The organism is Siminovitchia jepli (assembly GCF_047228825.1).
Taxonomy (GTDB): Bacteria; Bacillota; Bacilli; order Bacillales; family Bacillaceae_C; genus Siminovitchia.
This window is the reverse complement of record NZ_JBFEGN010000083.1, coordinates 1-14,964: the sequence shown is the minus strand read 5'-3', so window position 1 is coordinate 14,964 and position 14,964 is coordinate 1. Positions and strand designations below refer to the sequence as shown.

The window sequence follows — 14,964 nt, the reverse complement described above, 5'->3', positions numbered from 1 at the left end:
GTAAATTTTTACATCTGTGGATAAGTGCATTTTCTGTTTTAAGGACTAAAAAACATAAATTTACTCCTCAAAGCTGCTTTCGAGTGTTTGTCCTGGTCAAAACATCCATATTACGCTATAATAAAAAATTGTGTTTAAACAAATAAAAAAAGGTTTAGACAAAGGAATGAAAGAATAGACTATTTATTGTGAATCAATTTCAAACGACGATCATTTATGGAAAATAAAAAAATAAGAAGGAATCTGCGGAGGGATGCAGAATAAATAGTTATGCCGATAAAAAAAGAGTGATTTTTGTCGATGCCGATGCCTGCCCTGTCAAAAACGAGGTGACTTCCATTGCTTCGGAAAGAAACGAAAAAGTTTTATTCGTAGCCTCCCATAACCACAGACCGGGCCTCATTCCGGAAGATGAACAGTGGACTTTTGTAGATCCTGTAGCCGAGGCGAGTGATATGTATATTCTGAATCATATAAAAAGCGGGGATATCCTTATCACGCAGGATATTGGGTTGGCAAGCCTGGCTCTCCAAAAGGGGGCATTTGTCCTTTCTCCAAACGGCAAGATATATCGCGAGGATCAGATGGATATGGCCCTGCAATTTCGATACTGGGCCCGAAAGGAGCGTGAACGGGGAAATTTCGGAAAAGGGCCGAAAGCATTTGGGAATGCCGATCGACATCATTTTTTAAGTTCCCTTCGGAAGATTTTGTCGAAATATGATGATTTAGATTGAATTGTGGTAAATAATTGTTAAAAATGATAATAGATGGGGATGTTGACATGGCTGCAAGAATTCCTGAAGAAAAAATCATTGAACTAAGGCAGTCTGTTGATATTGTCGATATTATAAGTGAATATGTCCAGTTAAAAAAACATGGGAGAAATTATTTTGGATTATGCCCTTTTCACCATGAAAATACACCTTCCTTTTCCGTCACCGCCGAAAAACAGATCTTTCATTGTTTTGGCTGTGGAACCGGCGGAAATGTTTTTAATTTCATCATGGAGGCAGAGGGCGTAACGTTCCAGGAAGCGGCGGCCATTATCGCAGAAAAAAGCAATGTTCCGCTTGATATCAAGCCACATGATTCTGCCGCCCGCCATCATGTCCCGCCGCATGCGCAGCGCATGTTGAATGCCCATGAATTGCTGGGGAAATTTTATCACCATTTGCTCATGAATACGAACGAAGGTGCCGGGGCATTGGATTATTTAACATCAAGGGGCATGGCTGTTGAGAGTATACGTAAGTTTCAAATCGGGTATTCTTTGCCGGAATGGGATATTGCCGTCAAATATTTAAAGCAGCACGGTTTTTCTGAAAGTGAAATGGAAAAGGCCGGATTAATCATCAAGAAAGAGAACGGGGAAGGCTATTTCGACCGTTTTCGGAACAGGCTCATGTTTCCCCTCACGGACACGAAAGGAAAACTCGTGGCTTTTTCTGCCCGTTCCTTGTCCGTTGACGATCATCCGAAATATTTAAACACGCCCGAAACGCCGATTTTCAATAAAAGTTCCTTGCTTTATAACTATTATGGCGCAAGAAGCGAAGTACGCAAACAAGGATTTGCAGTCCTGTTTGAAGGCTTCGCGGATGTTATATCCGCCGACCATGCCGGTGTTAGAAACGGAACGGCCGTGATGGGAACGTCCCTGACGGAAAATCATATTCACTTGCTGAGACGGCTCTGTGATGCTGTTATCATCTGTTTTGATTCCGACCGCGCAGGAATTGAAGCTGCATACCGTGCAGGCAAGCTTCTATTTCAGCATGGAATGGAAACAAAGGTGGCCATGCTGCCCAAGGGGCTTGATCCCGATGATTATATCCAAAAACACGGGGCCGAAAAATTTCGTTCTGATGTAATTGGGAATCCTTTGACTTGGACAGCATTTAAGCTTCGATACTTCAGATTGGATAAAAATTTGCAAAATGAAGGGGAAAAGCTGGAGTATATCGAAGAAGTGATGAGGGAGCTGAGTACGCTCGACAATCCGGTGGAAAGGGACCTATATACGCGGCAGCTTGCCGAAGAATTTTCCCTGTCGCTGGAAGTACTCCAGGATCAGCTTGAAAAACGGATGGCCGGCGAAAGGAAAAAACCGAAACCCCGCCGGGAAGAGCCGCATCTCCCCGTTCAGATAAAAGGAGAAAGGGTGCCTCAGGCCCATTTTCTTGCGGAAAGACAGCTCATTTCCAGAATGCTGCGGGATAAAGATGTGGCATACCGGGTTATGGATATGCTTGGCGGCCAGCCTTTTCACCATGAGGAACATCAAGCGATCATCACTTATCTGTTGGGTTATTTTGAAGAAGGGAATAGACCTGATCCGTCTTTATTTCTACATTTTTTGCCGGATAAAAATTTGAGGGCCATCGTAACAGAAATAGAAATGATGACGATGGATCTTGAATATACCGAACAAGAATTAAAAGATTGCGTTAATCATGTGTTGAAACATGGGAAAATGTTAATGATAAAAGAAAAGCAACTTGAGCAAAGAACGGCAGAACGCAATAAAAACCTTGAAAAAGCAATGGAAATTGCGAAGGAAATCATCGAGCTTCGCAAATCTTTATCATATATGTAGTCTTTGTAGTCGTATCGAAATGTTTGGAAGGAGGGGGACGTATGGCTGAAAAAGCACGTTCCAATTTATCTGAAACAGAACTTACCCTAGAACAGGCAAAGGATCAACTGCTTGAGCAAGGAAAAAAACAAGGAACTTTAACATATGAAGGAATTGCCAGCAACCTGGCCCACTACGATTTAGATTCCGACCAAATGGATGAGTTTTATGAGGTGTTGAGTGATCACGGGATTGAATTGCTGGAAGATAATGCCGACGAAGATGACGTGGATCCCGACATTCACCAAATTGAAAAAGAAGAAGAAGAATTTGATCTCAACGATTTGAGTGTTCCTCCCGGGGTTAAAATCAATGATCCGGTTCGCATGTATCTAAAAGAAATCGGGCGAGTGGACCTTTTGTCTGCCGAAGAAGAAGTAGAGCTGGCAGAACGGATTGAAAAAGGCGATGAAGAAGCAAAAAAAAGGCTGGCTGAAGCAAACTTAAGGCTTGTTGTCAGCATTGCGAAGCGCTATGTTGGCCGCGGCATGCTGTTTCTCGATTTGATCCAGGAAGGAAATATGGGCCTTATCAAAGCAGTTGAGAAGTTTGACCACAGGAAAGGGTTTAAATTCAGCACCTACGCTACCTGGTGGATCCGCCAGGCAATTACAAGGGCAATTGCAGACCAAGCCAGAACGATCCGGATTCCGGTCCATATGGTTGAAACAATTAATAAACTCATCAGGGTGCAACGCCAATTGCTGCAAGATCTCGGACGGGAACCATCGCCTGAGGAAATTGCGGAAGAAATGGATTTGACACCCGACAAGGTTCGTGAAATTTTAAAAATAGCCCAAGAACCCGTTTCGCTTGAAACACCGATTGGTGAAGAAGACGATTCACATCTGGGTGATTTCATTGAAGACCAGGAAGCGACCTCTCCTTCAGACCATGCTGCCTATGAACTGTTAAAAGAGCAGCTTGAAGATGTGCTTGACACGTTGACGGATCGTGAAGAAAATGTATTGCGCCTCCGCTTTGGACTCGATGACGGCCGTACCCGCACGCTCGAGGAGGTTGGAAAAGTCTTTGGCGTAACCCGCGAGCGTATTAGGCAAATAGAAGCAAAAGCATTAAGAAAGCTGCGTCATCCAAGCAGGAGCAAGCGCCTGAAAGATTTTCTTGAATAGAATTGTTTTAATACCCTCGTCCTCGGGGGTATTTTTTCAAGTAAAGTATAACTTGCCAAGAAAATTGATCTTCAAAAGAAGTTTTTTCTGTGTCTAGCTCCGACGCACAGGACGGGCTAGTGCAGGCGAAGCGACAGGACAAGGAAAGCTTCTTCGACAGCATCGTCAGCGCACGAAGAAAAAGCCGTAAGCTTTTTCGAGGACGTTGCAGCCTGGGCCCGCGTTCCTCGCCGTGTTTCCTTTATCTCGTTAGAGGCACTTTTGTCTAGCTGCAGACGGCAGGGGCACGAGGTCGCTGCGGTCAATCCAACGAAGTCAAAGAACGACTTCGCTGTATTGCCCTCCAGCGCTTGTCGCCCCTAAGCGGCCGTCTTCCACATTTCAGCTCAGTCTGTACGTCGATGGGCAAGGGGCCATATCGGCCATCCGCTAATTGCATTTATTTTACTGAATTCCCCTCCTTTTTGCAAACCGGGATTTTGCCAAATTTTGTCGATCATTTTTTCATCTACACAAAACATTATATTGAAATAAAAAACATGTTAATTACTAGTGATCATTTTTTATTTTTTATTATATCAGAAAAATAATTTTGTCGGTAATATGGATATTAGTTGAGAGAAAGCATAATTAAAATTATAATGAAATCTGAAAGCGGATACAAAAGGCGAGAGGGGAAGAGTATATGAATTTTGATTTAACTTCTGAACAGACGATGATCAGGCAGACAATTAGAGAATTTGCCCGGGAAGAAGTTGCGCCGGGTGCTGTGGAAAGAGATCGAAATCAACAGTTTCCTCGTGAAATTTTTCAAAAACTTGCCGAACTTGGCATGATGGGACTGCCGTTTCCCGAAGAATATGGCGGAGCCGGTGCCGATACGATCAGTTTTGCCATTGTTACGGAAGAACTGAGCCGTGCCTGCGCCTCTACAGGAATAACGTATTCTGCACACATTTCCCTTGGCGGAGCCCCAATCAACATGTTTGGTACGCCCGAGCAGAAAGAAAAATACCTGGTGCCCATTTGTACCGGAGAATCCCTCGGTGCCTTCGGGCTGACAGAACCGAACGCCGGGTCTGATGCCGGCGGGACAAAAACGGCAGCAGTGTTGGATGGTGATGAGTATGTCATCAACGGAAACAAATGCTTTATTACCAATGCTTCCTTTGCGAAACATTTGGCATTGACAGCCGTTACCGGGGAAAAAGACGGAGAAAAGGAAATCAGTGCCATCATCGTTCCTACTGATGCCGAGGGCTTTACCATTATAAAAGATTATGAAAAAATGGGACTCCATGCGTCGGATACAACGGAGCTTGTATTGGAAGATGTGAGGGTCGGCAAAGAAAACTTGCTTGGGAAAAAAGGGGAAGGCTTTAAGCAATTTCTGCAAACGCTGGATGGAGGCAGAATCGGCATTGGTGCAATGGCTGTCGGAATCGCCCAGGCGGCATTTGACAAGTCCCTCCAATACGTGAAGGAGCGGAGACAGTTTGGGAAAACGTTATCACAATTTCAAGTGACCCAGTTTAAAATGGCAGATATGGCGATGAAGATTGAGCTCGCCCGGAATATGGTATATAAAGCTGCATGGCTGAAAGACCAGGGACGTCCGTTTTCCAAGGAAGCGTCCATGTGCAAACTATTTGCCTCCGAAATTTGTATGGAAATAACCGATCAGGCTGTCCAACTCCATGGCGGGTATGGCTATATGCGGGAATATGAAGTGGAACGGATGATGAGGGATGCCAAGCTCTTGGAAATAGGGGAAGGAACATCTGAGGTACAACGGATGGTCATTGCAAGAGAAGTGGGATGTCATTAACGATTAATTTGTCCAAATATCGAAAAAAGCGCAAAACAAGCCCCGAACACTTTCCCTTCTCTTCATTTTCGAGTAAAATGAAGTTGTTTGCATAATTTATATTTAATACATGCATGATTACATAAGGAGGGTAAGTCATGAAACGAAATCCGCTCATACCATATTATTTAATTATGGCTTTGGGTCTTGTACTTGTTTTTTTTCTTGGAATCAAAGGGTTGGGCGATGCCAAGGAAATTGCGAAAGAAAAGGAGGGCGGCGGAAAAGAAGAAGTAGCCGCAGAATTTGATCCCGAAGAATATGCCAACAAGTCATGCATTTCCTGCCATGGTGAAAACCTTGAAGGGGGCGGCGGCGCTCCGAGTCTTCACGGAACAGGACTGTCAAAAGATGAAGTTGCCGACATTTTGACAAACGGCCGCGGCGGCATGCCTCCCGGATTGGTGCCAGCAGAAAACATCGAGGAAATGGCCGAATGGGTTTCTAATTTAAAATAAAACGGTAAGTGCCGGTGTACAAACTACAACGCGCCATTTTTTAATTTCCTGGTAAACAACAAGAAAAGTTCTTTGCTTCATTGGCAAAGAACTTTTTTTCAAATATGATCTATTGCTGATGCTTTTGGAATAAGAGGTGCAGCTTTCATGAATGAAGTTCATTTGTCAAAACGGCTGCAAGCCGTTGTTTCCTGCATACCCCGGGGAATGCGCATCGCCGACATCGGATCCGACCATGCCTATTTGCCATGCCATGTCATCAAGCGGGGCATTTCATCTTTTGCCATTGCAGGGGAAATTGCTGACGGTCCGCTCCACTCCGCCAAACAGCAGGTGAAAAAATCAGGGGTTGGGGATTGCGTGGACGTGAGAAAAGGAGACGGCCTCCATGTACTGACCGCAGGCGAGGTGGACTGTATCATCATCGCCGGGATGGGAGGGCGGTTAATTTCCCGCATTCTTGAAGAAGGAAAAGCTAAGCTGGCAGGGGTAACCCGTCTTATTCTTCAGCCCAATATCGGAGCTGTTCATATCCGGCAATGGCTTATGAACAATGGCTGGGAGCTTGTGTCGGAACAAATTTTGGAGGATGAGGAAAAAATTTATGAAGTACTCGTTGCCCAGCGGGGAGAGCCGATGAAACCTTACCGGCATGTTGAAAAAGAATTGCTGCTGGGCCCCTTTTTATTAAAGGAAAATAGTGAAGCGTTTCGCAAAAAATGGAGGGGCGAATTGCAGCGCTGGGAAAAAATAGTTCAAAATCTGGATCGATCCCAAACACGTCTGGATACGTTGACCAAAAAGGAAGAGTTTTTAAGAAAAATTGCCTTAGTCAAGGAGGCGTTGGCATGAAGACAGTAAATGGTTTTCAAATCATTGAGCTTTTCGAACAGTTTGCCCCCAAAAAATACGCGATGGAAGGCGATCCTGCCGGATTGCAAATCGGAACATTGAATAAGCCTGTTTCCCGTGTGATGGTAGCTCTTGACGTGCTGGAAAATGTTGTCGACGAAGCTATTGAAAAAGCCATCGAACTCATTATTGCCCATCACCCGATCGTCTACCGGCCCCTGAAAAAAATCGCGGTTGACGAACCTGGTGGAAGAATCATTGAAAAGCTGATCAAACATGACATCGCCGTTTATGCGGCCCACACCAATTTGGATGTGGCGGAAGGCGGGGTCAACGACTTGCTTGCTGAAGCGCTTGAACTCAAAAACACGAAGGTGCTTGTTCCCACTTACGAGGAAAAGCTCAGGAAACTCGCAGTGTTTGTGCCATTAAATCATGTGGATCGTGTTTTAAAAGCGTTGGGCGATGCAGGGGCCGGTTCGATTGGCGAATACAGCCATTGTACGTTTTCCTCGCCGGGCACCGGCCGTTTTTTGCCCGGAAGCGGCACAAACCCTTTTATAGGGGAGGCGGGCAAACTCGAAGAGGTATCCGAATTAAAGATCGAAACGATTTATCCGGAAAGACTGGAGAAAAAAATCGTTTCAGCAATGCTGAAAGCACATCCCTATGAAGAACCGGCGTACGATCTTTACCCGCTTGTTCTGAAAGGGAAGGAATTGGGACTGGGAAGAATCGGCGAACTTCAGGAAGAAATGAGTTTGGAGCAATTTGCGGCTCATGTTAAAACATCATTGGATGCTGGCGGTGTCAGAGTCACGGGGGATTTAAATGCCCGGATTCAAAAAGTGGCTGTTCTGGGCGGAGACGGGAACAAATATTTCCAGCACGCCAAAAGAAAAGGTGCCGATGTATATGTGACCGGAGATTTTTATTATCACACTGCCCACGATGCCATGAATATCGGCCTCAATATTGTTGATCCCGGACATTATATCGAAAAAATCATGAAGGCCGGTGTAGCCCGGAGGATGGAGCAGCTCGCTGAAAAACAAGGATACGATGTGGCTTTTATTCCTTCGGAACAAAATACGGATCCATTTATTTTTATATAAGTGCATGTTCAGAAAGTTGACAAATCAGAAGGCTGACTAAAGGCGCCACGTCCTGTGGCAACGTCGGCACTGGCATATCGTGTATGTGTCGCAAGCAGGTCGAGGCTTGTTTTGCGGAGCGGAATGTATGCTTTTAAATAAGCGCCGCCGGAAACGAACCAACGAAGAGATTCGCCGCTTATCATTTGGCGGCTTTTTGAACATCGACTATAAGAAAAGGCAAGGCCCCATTTGAAAGATGATGGCGCCTTGCCTCTTTATGTTATTTTGCTTCGAGCTTCGGCTTTCTGACTTTGGGAAGGATTTTGCTTAAAGGAACTTTATTTTCGCGGACCCATGTTGAAGGATCTTCGGGATCAAATTGTTCTAGAAATGAAATGACTTCCCTTACAATCGGTGTTGGCGTAGAAGCTCCGGCTGTAACTGCCACTTTTTTGGCATCTTTTAGCCAATCAACATTAATTTCGGAAACATCTCCGACCCGATATGCTTTCGTATGGGCAATTTCTTCCGAAACCTGCGCGAGACGGTTCGAATTATTGCTCATCGGATCGCCGACAACGATTAAAACATCGGCTTCTCCCGCTTGTTCTGCCACTGCTTCCTGGCGGACTTGCGTGGCCAGGCAGATCTCTTTATGCTTTTGGGCATGCGGATATTTTTCCTTCACTTTATCCATGATCGCGGCTACGTCCCATTGGCTCATCGTCGTTTGGTTTGTAACGATGATTTTATCATTGTTCACATTCAGCTCTTCCACGTCTTCAATCGTTTCAACAAGGTGAACAATACTCGGTGCCACGCCAACGGCTCCTTCCGGTTCGGGATGCCCCTTCTTGCCGATATAAATGACATCGTAGCCTTCTTTTTCTTTTTGCCTGATGAGGTCATGGGTCTTTGTGACATCCGGGCAGGTTGCATCCAGTGTCGTCAGCCCTTTTTTCTTTGCAAGCTCTCTTATTTCCGGGGAAACCCCGTGGGCAGTGAAAATCACCGTCCCTTTATCCACTTTTTCCAAGATTGCTTTTCTGTCGGGTCCGTCAAGCGTTATGATGCCGTCTTCGGCAAAAGCATCTGTTACGTGCTTGTTGTGAACAATCATGCCCAAAATATAGATGGGACGGGGGAGCGTCTTGTCTAATGCTGCATTTCGTGCAATCACCATTGCATCCACCACGCCATAACAATAGCCGCGCGGAGAAATTTTGATAATTTGCATTGAATATCCTCCTGACTTAACCGGTAATGCCAATCTGCCGATCTTATAATCTCATTATATATAACAGCGCAGGAAAAGCCAAATAACCGTTCAGAAAGGCAAACGGTTATTAAGGGGTCCCGAGAAACCTATATATATAATTTCGGCACGGACTTTCCTCCTGTGCGCTTCCGCGCTTTCTGTTCTTGTTTGTTTTTTTGTTCTCCGTCTTCAGTTTCTTTTTTTACCGCTTTTTTTGGCTTTTTCTTTTCCGGCGTTTCGCTTAGGCTTTCTTCAGCACTTTCTTCAGTACTTTCTGTTGTACTTTCCGTCTCATCGGCGGAAGGATCGGACTTAAAGCTCCTATATAATCTCCACATTGCAGGCAAGTTTCTTACCAATGGGCCGTATTGCTGCACCATCGGGCCGATTTGCTGGGCTGTTTTTAACACTTGCTGGGTATTGTTTAAAAAGGAATGGATCGAACCCGGGTTCATAAGGTTTTGCAAAAAGCCTCCGGTTTGGGGTGCCCTTGCAAATCCCGAAGCCATTCCGCCTGCAGGAGGCTGGCGCTGAAACAATCCCTGGAGCAGGCCGCCTCTTCCGCCCATTCCGACTCCCGGCGGCATGGCGCCCCGCCCGGGCCATCCTCCCAATCCTCCTGGCCGGCCAAATAAGCCTTGCGGCGGCATTCTTCCAAAATTTCCTGGTGGCATGCATATCCTCCTTTCGCACATTTTTTTGCTGATTTTACTTTATGCAAGTTTGGCAAAAGCGATTGGACGCCAGGTTTGTTGTAGTAAAAGCTGTTTTCATTTATAATAAACTTTCAGCAGGGGAGCCGTTCCCCATTTTAAGGAGTGAGCCATTTGGCTGAACATCAATTTGAACGCTACCGTTTTGATGGATTTATTGAACAGGCGATTCAAGATCTGAAATTCCATAAACCGACAAAGATTCAAGAAAAAATGATCCCGCTTATTTTAAAAGGGGAGAGTGCCATTGGCCAATCTCAAACAGGAACCGGCAAAACACACGCGTATTTATTGCCGATTCTTCAAAGAATCAATCCGGCGGTACAGCAAGTTCAGGCTGTAATTTTTGCCCCGACAAGGGAATTGGCAAGCCAAATTTATCATGAGGCATTAAAGCTCATCAAACATCTTCCCGAAGGCACAATCGTTATTCGCAATTATACGGGCGGCACCGATAAACAGCGGACAATTGAAAAATTAAAACACCAGCCCCATATTGTCATCGGAACACCGGGAAGAATTCATGACCTTGTAAGAGAGCAAGCATTATTTGTCCACAGGGCCTCCATTCTTGTCATTGATGAAGCTGACTTAATGTTTGACATGGGCTTTATCCATGATGTCGACCAAGTGGCGGGCAGAATGCCAACTGATTTGGAAATGTATGTTTTTTCGGCGACGATTCCCGAAAAATTGAAGCCCTTTTTAAAAAAATATATGGAAAACCCCATGTTTGAACAGGTGGATCCAAATCTCCCTTCAGCCAGAAATATTCAACACATTTTAGTCCCGCTAAAGGGACGGGATAAAATGGATTTTCTTTCCTTCATGCTTCGTTCTTTTAACCCTTTCCTGGCGATCGTTTTTGTCAATACGAAGCAAATGGCGGACGATGTCGCAGAACGATTAATAGAAAAGGGTCTGAAAGTCGGCAGAATTCATGGCAATTTAAATCCGCGCGAACGCAAGAGAATGATGAAACAAATCCGCGACCTGGAATTCCAATATATCGTGGCTACTGACCTGGCAGCAAGAGGAATTGATATACCAGGGGTCAGCCATATTATCCATTACGAATTGCCGCGGGACCTTGACTTTTATATCCATCGGTCAGGCCGGACCGCCAGAGCCGGAAACGAAGGGGTCTCCATAACAATATATGAACCGTCTGATGAAGATGCGATTAATCGCTTGGAAAAACAGGGGATGGGGTTTGACTACCGTGACCTTCAGGATGGTGAATGGATTGAATTGCCGGATTGGAACCGGCGGAAGAAACGGAAAAAATCAGGCGAATCCACTATGACAAAAGCCCATCTTTTTGTAAAGAAACCGAAAAAAGTAAAACCTGGTTATAAAAAGAAAATGAAAGCCGAAATTGAAAAAATAAAAAAGCGGGAACGGCGCCTGCAAAAACGCAACAAACAATAGTTTGGATCAAAAGGGAGATGAGGGGAAATGTTAAAGATTGGGTCCCACGTATCGATGAGCGGGAAAAAAATGCTGCTCGGAGCAAGTGAAGAAGCGGCTTCGTACGGCGCCAATACGATGATGATATATACGGGCGCACCGCAAAATACGCGAAGAAAAAACATCGAAGATTTAAATATTGAAGCTGGAATTGCCCATATGAAGGAAAACGGCATTGGAGATTTGGTCGTCCATGCACCGTACATTATCAATATCGGAAATACAGTCAATCCCGCCACCTTTGAACTCGGCGTCCGATTTCTCCAGTCGGAAATTGAAAGGACGGAGGCACTCGGAGCAAAACAGATCGTTCTTCATCCGGGCGCCCATGTGGGAGAAGGTACGGAAAAAGGCATCAAAAAAATTATTGAAGGCTTAAACGAGGTGCTCACCAAAGACCAAAAGGTGCAAATCGCATTGGAAACGATGGCCGGGAAAGGCTCCGAATGCGGCCGGACATTTGAGGAGCTGGCCCAAATCATAGATGGGGTCACCCATAACGAAAAGCTGTCCATCTGCTTTGACACATGCCATACGCATGATGCCGGATATGATATCGTCAACGATTTTGATGGGGTACTGGAAGAATTTGATAAAATGATCGGGATCAGCCGGGTTAAAGTGGTACATGTCAATGACAGCAAAAATGAACGGGGCGCCAGAAAAGACCGCCATGAAAATATTGGCTTTGGCCATATTGGGTTTGAAGCACTGGCCAATGTGGTGTATCATCCGGCTTTGGCCGATGTGCCGAAAATCTTGGAAACGCCGTATGTAGGCACTGACAAGAAAAATAAAAAACCGCCGTACAAGCATGAAATTGCGATGATCAAAAACCGTTCATTTGATAAACAAATGAGAGAACATATCATGGGGGAAACCCTCGTACAATAGCAGCTTAAAGAAAGCCGGCCCTGCTGGCTTTCTTTTTCTGCCTAGCTTGTAAATTGGATCATCAGCTTATTGATTTCCTTAGCCGTTTTGGGACCTGTAATTTTGGCGACTTCTCTAACGAGTTTTGCCCGGGTGCGTTCATCAAAAATATCAAAATTTTTTCCCCGCAAATAGGCAGCGATTTTTTCAGCTTCGGTCTTGGACAGTTGAATGTTTAATTGGTCCGCGTATTTCAGCAATTCATCCCCTGTGATCATGTTCACCTTGAAGTTCACCATGTTTTTTAATAAATTCATCGCAATCAAACCTCCTAATCAAATACTTATGACGAAAGAACAGCAACTGTGACACTCATTTTTCAAGCGCAAAGATTTACAAAGAAAAAATATTTATGTATAATAGTAAATCGGAATGATTCCTATTAAGAGGACGGTTATGAAATGATAAATGATCCGGTGATTGAATTAAAAAACGTTCGTTTTCGATATGACGAAGAGCTTGTGCTGGATGGTATTGATTTGGTTGTGCCGGAAGGTTCTTTCGTGGGGATTGTCGGGCCGAACGGGTCTGGAAAATCTACGTTGTTAAAGTTGGTTTTGGGTTTGTTAAAGCCTGTTGAGGGAGAAATTTTTCTGTTTGGCCAAAGACAGGCTTTGTTTAAACGGCAAGAGCGAATCGGATTCGTTTCCCAAAAAGCCAATTCATTTAATTCGGGATTTCCTGCCACTGTATTTGAAGTCGTTGCCAGCGGTTTAACGCGAAAAATCGGGTTGTTCCGCTTTTTAAAGCAAAAGGATAAGCTGGAAGTGTATCAAGCGATCCGGCAAGTCGGTTTGGAAAAATATGCAAATAGGAAAATCGGAGAACTTTCAGGGGGGCAGCAGCAGCGTGTGTTTATCGCAAGAGCAATTGTTGCCAAACCCGACGTTTTGATTTTGGACGAACCGACCGTAGGTGTCGATGCGAAAAATGTTCGTTCATTTTACAGGCTGCTTACTTCATTGCGCAAGGAAATGGGCATCACTTTATTAATGGTTTCACACGATATCGAAGCATTATTGAATGAAGCAACTCATGTAGCATATTTAAACAAGCAATTGAATTTTTTTGGGGATACTGCCGAGTATAAAAATGTCAGGATGGCGAAACATTTTTCTTATGCCGGTTATCACAGTGTCTAGTCAATGGAAAAAGGTTGGTGGTGGCGGTGCTGGCCGCAATATCTCAATATGAATTTTTACAAAATACGTTTTTGACGGGACTTCTGATCGGTTTGATTGCGCCGCTGCTCGGAACGTTCCTTGTCGTCCGCCGGCTGTCGCTCATAGCCGACGCGTTAAGCCACGTCACGCTATCGGGAATTGCCGCCAGCTTGCTGCTGAGCAAGAAAACATTGCTTTTTGCGGGAATGAATCCACTCTTTTTCGGGATGGGTTTTTCGGTTGCAGGGGCGATGGCGATTGAAAGGCTGCGGACTGTTTATTCGCATTACCAGGAGCTGGCCATTCCGATCATTTTATCGGGCGGAATTGGCATTGGGGTTGTTTTTATTTCCCTTGCCGACGGATTCAACACGGAACTGTTAAACTATTTATTTGGCAGTGTCAGTGCCGTAAGCCGAACGGATTTATGGGTCATTTCATTGGTTGGTGCGGGTGTCATTGCGCTTGTCATTATTTTATATAAGGAATTGTTTTTGCTTTCTTTTGATGAAGAACATGCCAAAGCATCAGGGATCCCATCCAGGGGCATTCATTTATTATTTATACTCATGATCGCTCTCGTGATTGCCGCCTCCATGCGGATCGTCGGGATATTGCTTGTCTCTGCATTAATGACCTTGCCGGTGGCAGCGAGCATGAGATTGGCCAATGGTTTCAAGCAAACGATCCTTATTGCGGTCATTTTTGGAGAAATGTCTGTCATTGGCGGGTTAACGGGTGCGTACTATCTTGATTTGGCTCCCGGAGGAACGATTGTTGTCATTTCAATTGCCATTTTGCTTGCTGTTATTGCCTATCGGCATCTGAAGCATAAATTCCGGCTTAAAATAAGTTGAGGTGAACATCATGCATATCGCTGACGCGATTCAATCCGTAAAAAAAAGCGGATATAAATTGACTGATAAGAGAGAACGCATGCTGGAGATTTTTGCATCGCAAAACAAGTATTTAACTGCCAAAGAAATGTTGGAAATGTTGCAGGAAGATTATCCGGGCGTAAGTTTTGATACAATTTACAGAAATTTATCCTTGTTTTTGGAGCTCGACATCCTGGAAGTGACAGAACTCGCAGGTGAAAAACATTTTCGTTATACGTGCGGATTAAAGGAAGATCACCATCACCATTTCATTTGCCTGAAATGCGGGTGGACGAAGGCCATCGAAGCATGTCCCATGAACTTCGTCACGGAAGATTTGCGTGGTTTTGACATCGCCGATCATAAATTTGAAATATACGGAAAGTGCCCGAAATGTAAAAAAGAAGCCGTCTAATCAGGCTTCTTTTTTTGGTGCGCCCAGCATGGGCGCAGTCTATAGGGTGGAAGTCCCGAGCCGTGAAGGCAGAAGTAACGGTTAGCTTA

15 protein-coding genes are annotated in these 14,964 nt (G+C 44.8%); 12 read left to right on the top strand and 3 right to left on the bottom strand.

From position 1 onward, the window contains the following. Positions 1-287 precede the first annotated feature (287 nt). The 7 genes from AB1L08_RS18640 to AB1L08_RS18610 all read left to right on the top strand — a co-directional run bounded on the left by AB1L08_RS18640 (position 288) and on the right by AB1L08_RS18610 (position 8,063). Positions 288-737: a YaiI/YqxD family protein gene (locus tag AB1L08_RS18640; RefSeq protein ID WP_413066141.1), complete on the top strand. Its 450-nt coding sequence runs from the start codon at positions 288-290 to the stop codon at positions 735-737. 47 nt (positions 738-784) lie between these two features. Then, a complete protein-coding gene (gene dnaG, locus AB1L08_RS18635) occupies positions 785-2,599 on the top strand; it encodes a DNA primase (protein WP_413066140.1) in 1,815 nt (604 codons plus the stop codon). A gap of 41 nt (positions 2,600-2,640) precedes the next feature. After that, positions 2,641-3,771: an RNA polymerase sigma factor RpoD gene (gene rpoD, locus AB1L08_RS18630; RefSeq protein ID WP_413066139.1), complete on the top strand. Its 1,131-nt coding sequence runs from the start codon at positions 2,641-2,643 to the stop codon at positions 3,769-3,771. A gap of 685 nt (positions 3,772-4,456) precedes the next feature. Continuing rightward, positions 4,457-5,599 (top strand): acyl-CoA dehydrogenase, encoded by a 1,143-nt coding sequence (locus tag AB1L08_RS18625; protein ID WP_413066138.1) that lies wholly within the window; start codon positions 4,457-4,459, stop codon positions 5,597-5,599. Between the two features lie 137 nt (positions 5,600-5,736). After that, the gene (gene cccA, locus AB1L08_RS18620) at positions 5,737-6,096 is read left to right on the top strand and encodes a cytochrome c550 (protein WP_413066137.1); all 360 of its coding nucleotides are present in this window, start codon (positions 5,737-5,739) and stop codon (positions 6,094-6,096) included. Positions 6,097-6,243: 147 nt separating this feature from the next. Beyond that, positions 6,244-6,948 (top strand): tRNA (adenine(22)-N(1))-methyltransferase, encoded by a 705-nt coding sequence (locus AB1L08_RS18615; RefSeq protein WP_413066136.1) that lies wholly within the window; start codon positions 6,244-6,246, stop codon positions 6,946-6,948. Beyond that, complete coding sequence (locus tag AB1L08_RS18610) at positions 6,945-8,063, top strand: Nif3-like dinuclear metal center hexameric protein (protein WP_413066135.1); 1,119 nt, start codon at positions 6,945-6,947, stop codon at positions 8,061-8,063. Before AB1L08_RS18615 ends, AB1L08_RS18610 begins: the two co-directional genes overlap by 4 nt. 262 nt (positions 8,064-8,325) lie before the next feature. On the opposite strand, the gene AB1L08_RS18605 is transcribed toward AB1L08_RS18610, so the two are convergent. Then, on the bottom strand, positions 8,326-9,282 hold the full coding sequence (locus AB1L08_RS18605) for a 4-hydroxy-3-methylbut-2-enyl diphosphate reductase (protein WP_413066134.1): 957 nt from the start codon (positions 9,280-9,282) through the stop codon (positions 8,326-8,328). Positions 9,283-9,410: 128 nt separating this feature from the next. Then, complete coding sequence (vrrA, locus tag AB1L08_RS18600; protein ID WP_413066133.1) at positions 9,411-9,977, bottom strand: VrrA/YqfQ family protein; 567 nt, start codon at positions 9,975-9,977, stop codon at positions 9,411-9,413. 153 nt (positions 9,978-10,130) lie between these two features. Between vrrA and AB1L08_RS18595 the strand changes: the two genes are divergently transcribed. Next, on the top strand, positions 10,131-11,447 hold the full coding sequence (locus AB1L08_RS18595) for a DEAD/DEAH box helicase (RefSeq protein ID WP_413066132.1): 1,317 nt from the start codon (positions 10,131-10,133) through the stop codon (positions 11,445-11,447). A gap of 27 nt (positions 11,448-11,474) precedes the next feature. Next, positions 11,475-12,380: a deoxyribonuclease IV gene (locus AB1L08_RS18590; RefSeq protein WP_413066131.1), complete on the top strand. Its 906-nt coding sequence runs from the start codon at positions 11,475-11,477 to the stop codon at positions 12,378-12,380. A gap of 41 nt (positions 12,381-12,421) precedes the next feature. Here the strand turns inward: AB1L08_RS18590 and AB1L08_RS18585 are convergent, their stop codons facing one another. Further along, positions 12,422-12,676, bottom strand: coding sequence for a DUF2624 domain-containing protein (locus AB1L08_RS18585; RefSeq protein ID WP_413066130.1), 255 nt, complete (start codon positions 12,674-12,676; stop codon positions 12,422-12,424). A gap of 144 nt (positions 12,677-12,820) precedes the next feature. Here AB1L08_RS18585 and AB1L08_RS18580 point away from each other — a divergent pair, with 144 nt between their 5' ends. The 3 genes from AB1L08_RS18580 to AB1L08_RS18570 are packed head-to-tail and all read left to right on the top strand — an operon-like array spanning position 12,821 to position 14,875. Next, positions 12,821-13,561, top strand: a complete 741-nt coding sequence (locus AB1L08_RS18580; protein WP_413066129.1) for a metal ABC transporter ATP-binding protein — start codon at positions 12,821-12,823, stop codon at positions 13,559-13,561. Between the two features lie 26 nt (positions 13,562-13,587). After that, complete coding sequence (locus AB1L08_RS18575) at positions 13,588-14,439, top strand: metal ABC transporter permease (RefSeq protein ID WP_413066128.1); 852 nt, start codon at positions 13,588-13,590, stop codon at positions 14,437-14,439. A gap of 10 nt (positions 14,440-14,449) precedes the next feature. Further along, entirely contained in the window at positions 14,450-14,875 is a 426-nt protein-coding gene (locus tag AB1L08_RS18570; protein ID WP_413066127.1) for a Fur family transcriptional regulator, read from the top strand. Positions 14,876-14,964 lie beyond the last annotated feature (89 nt).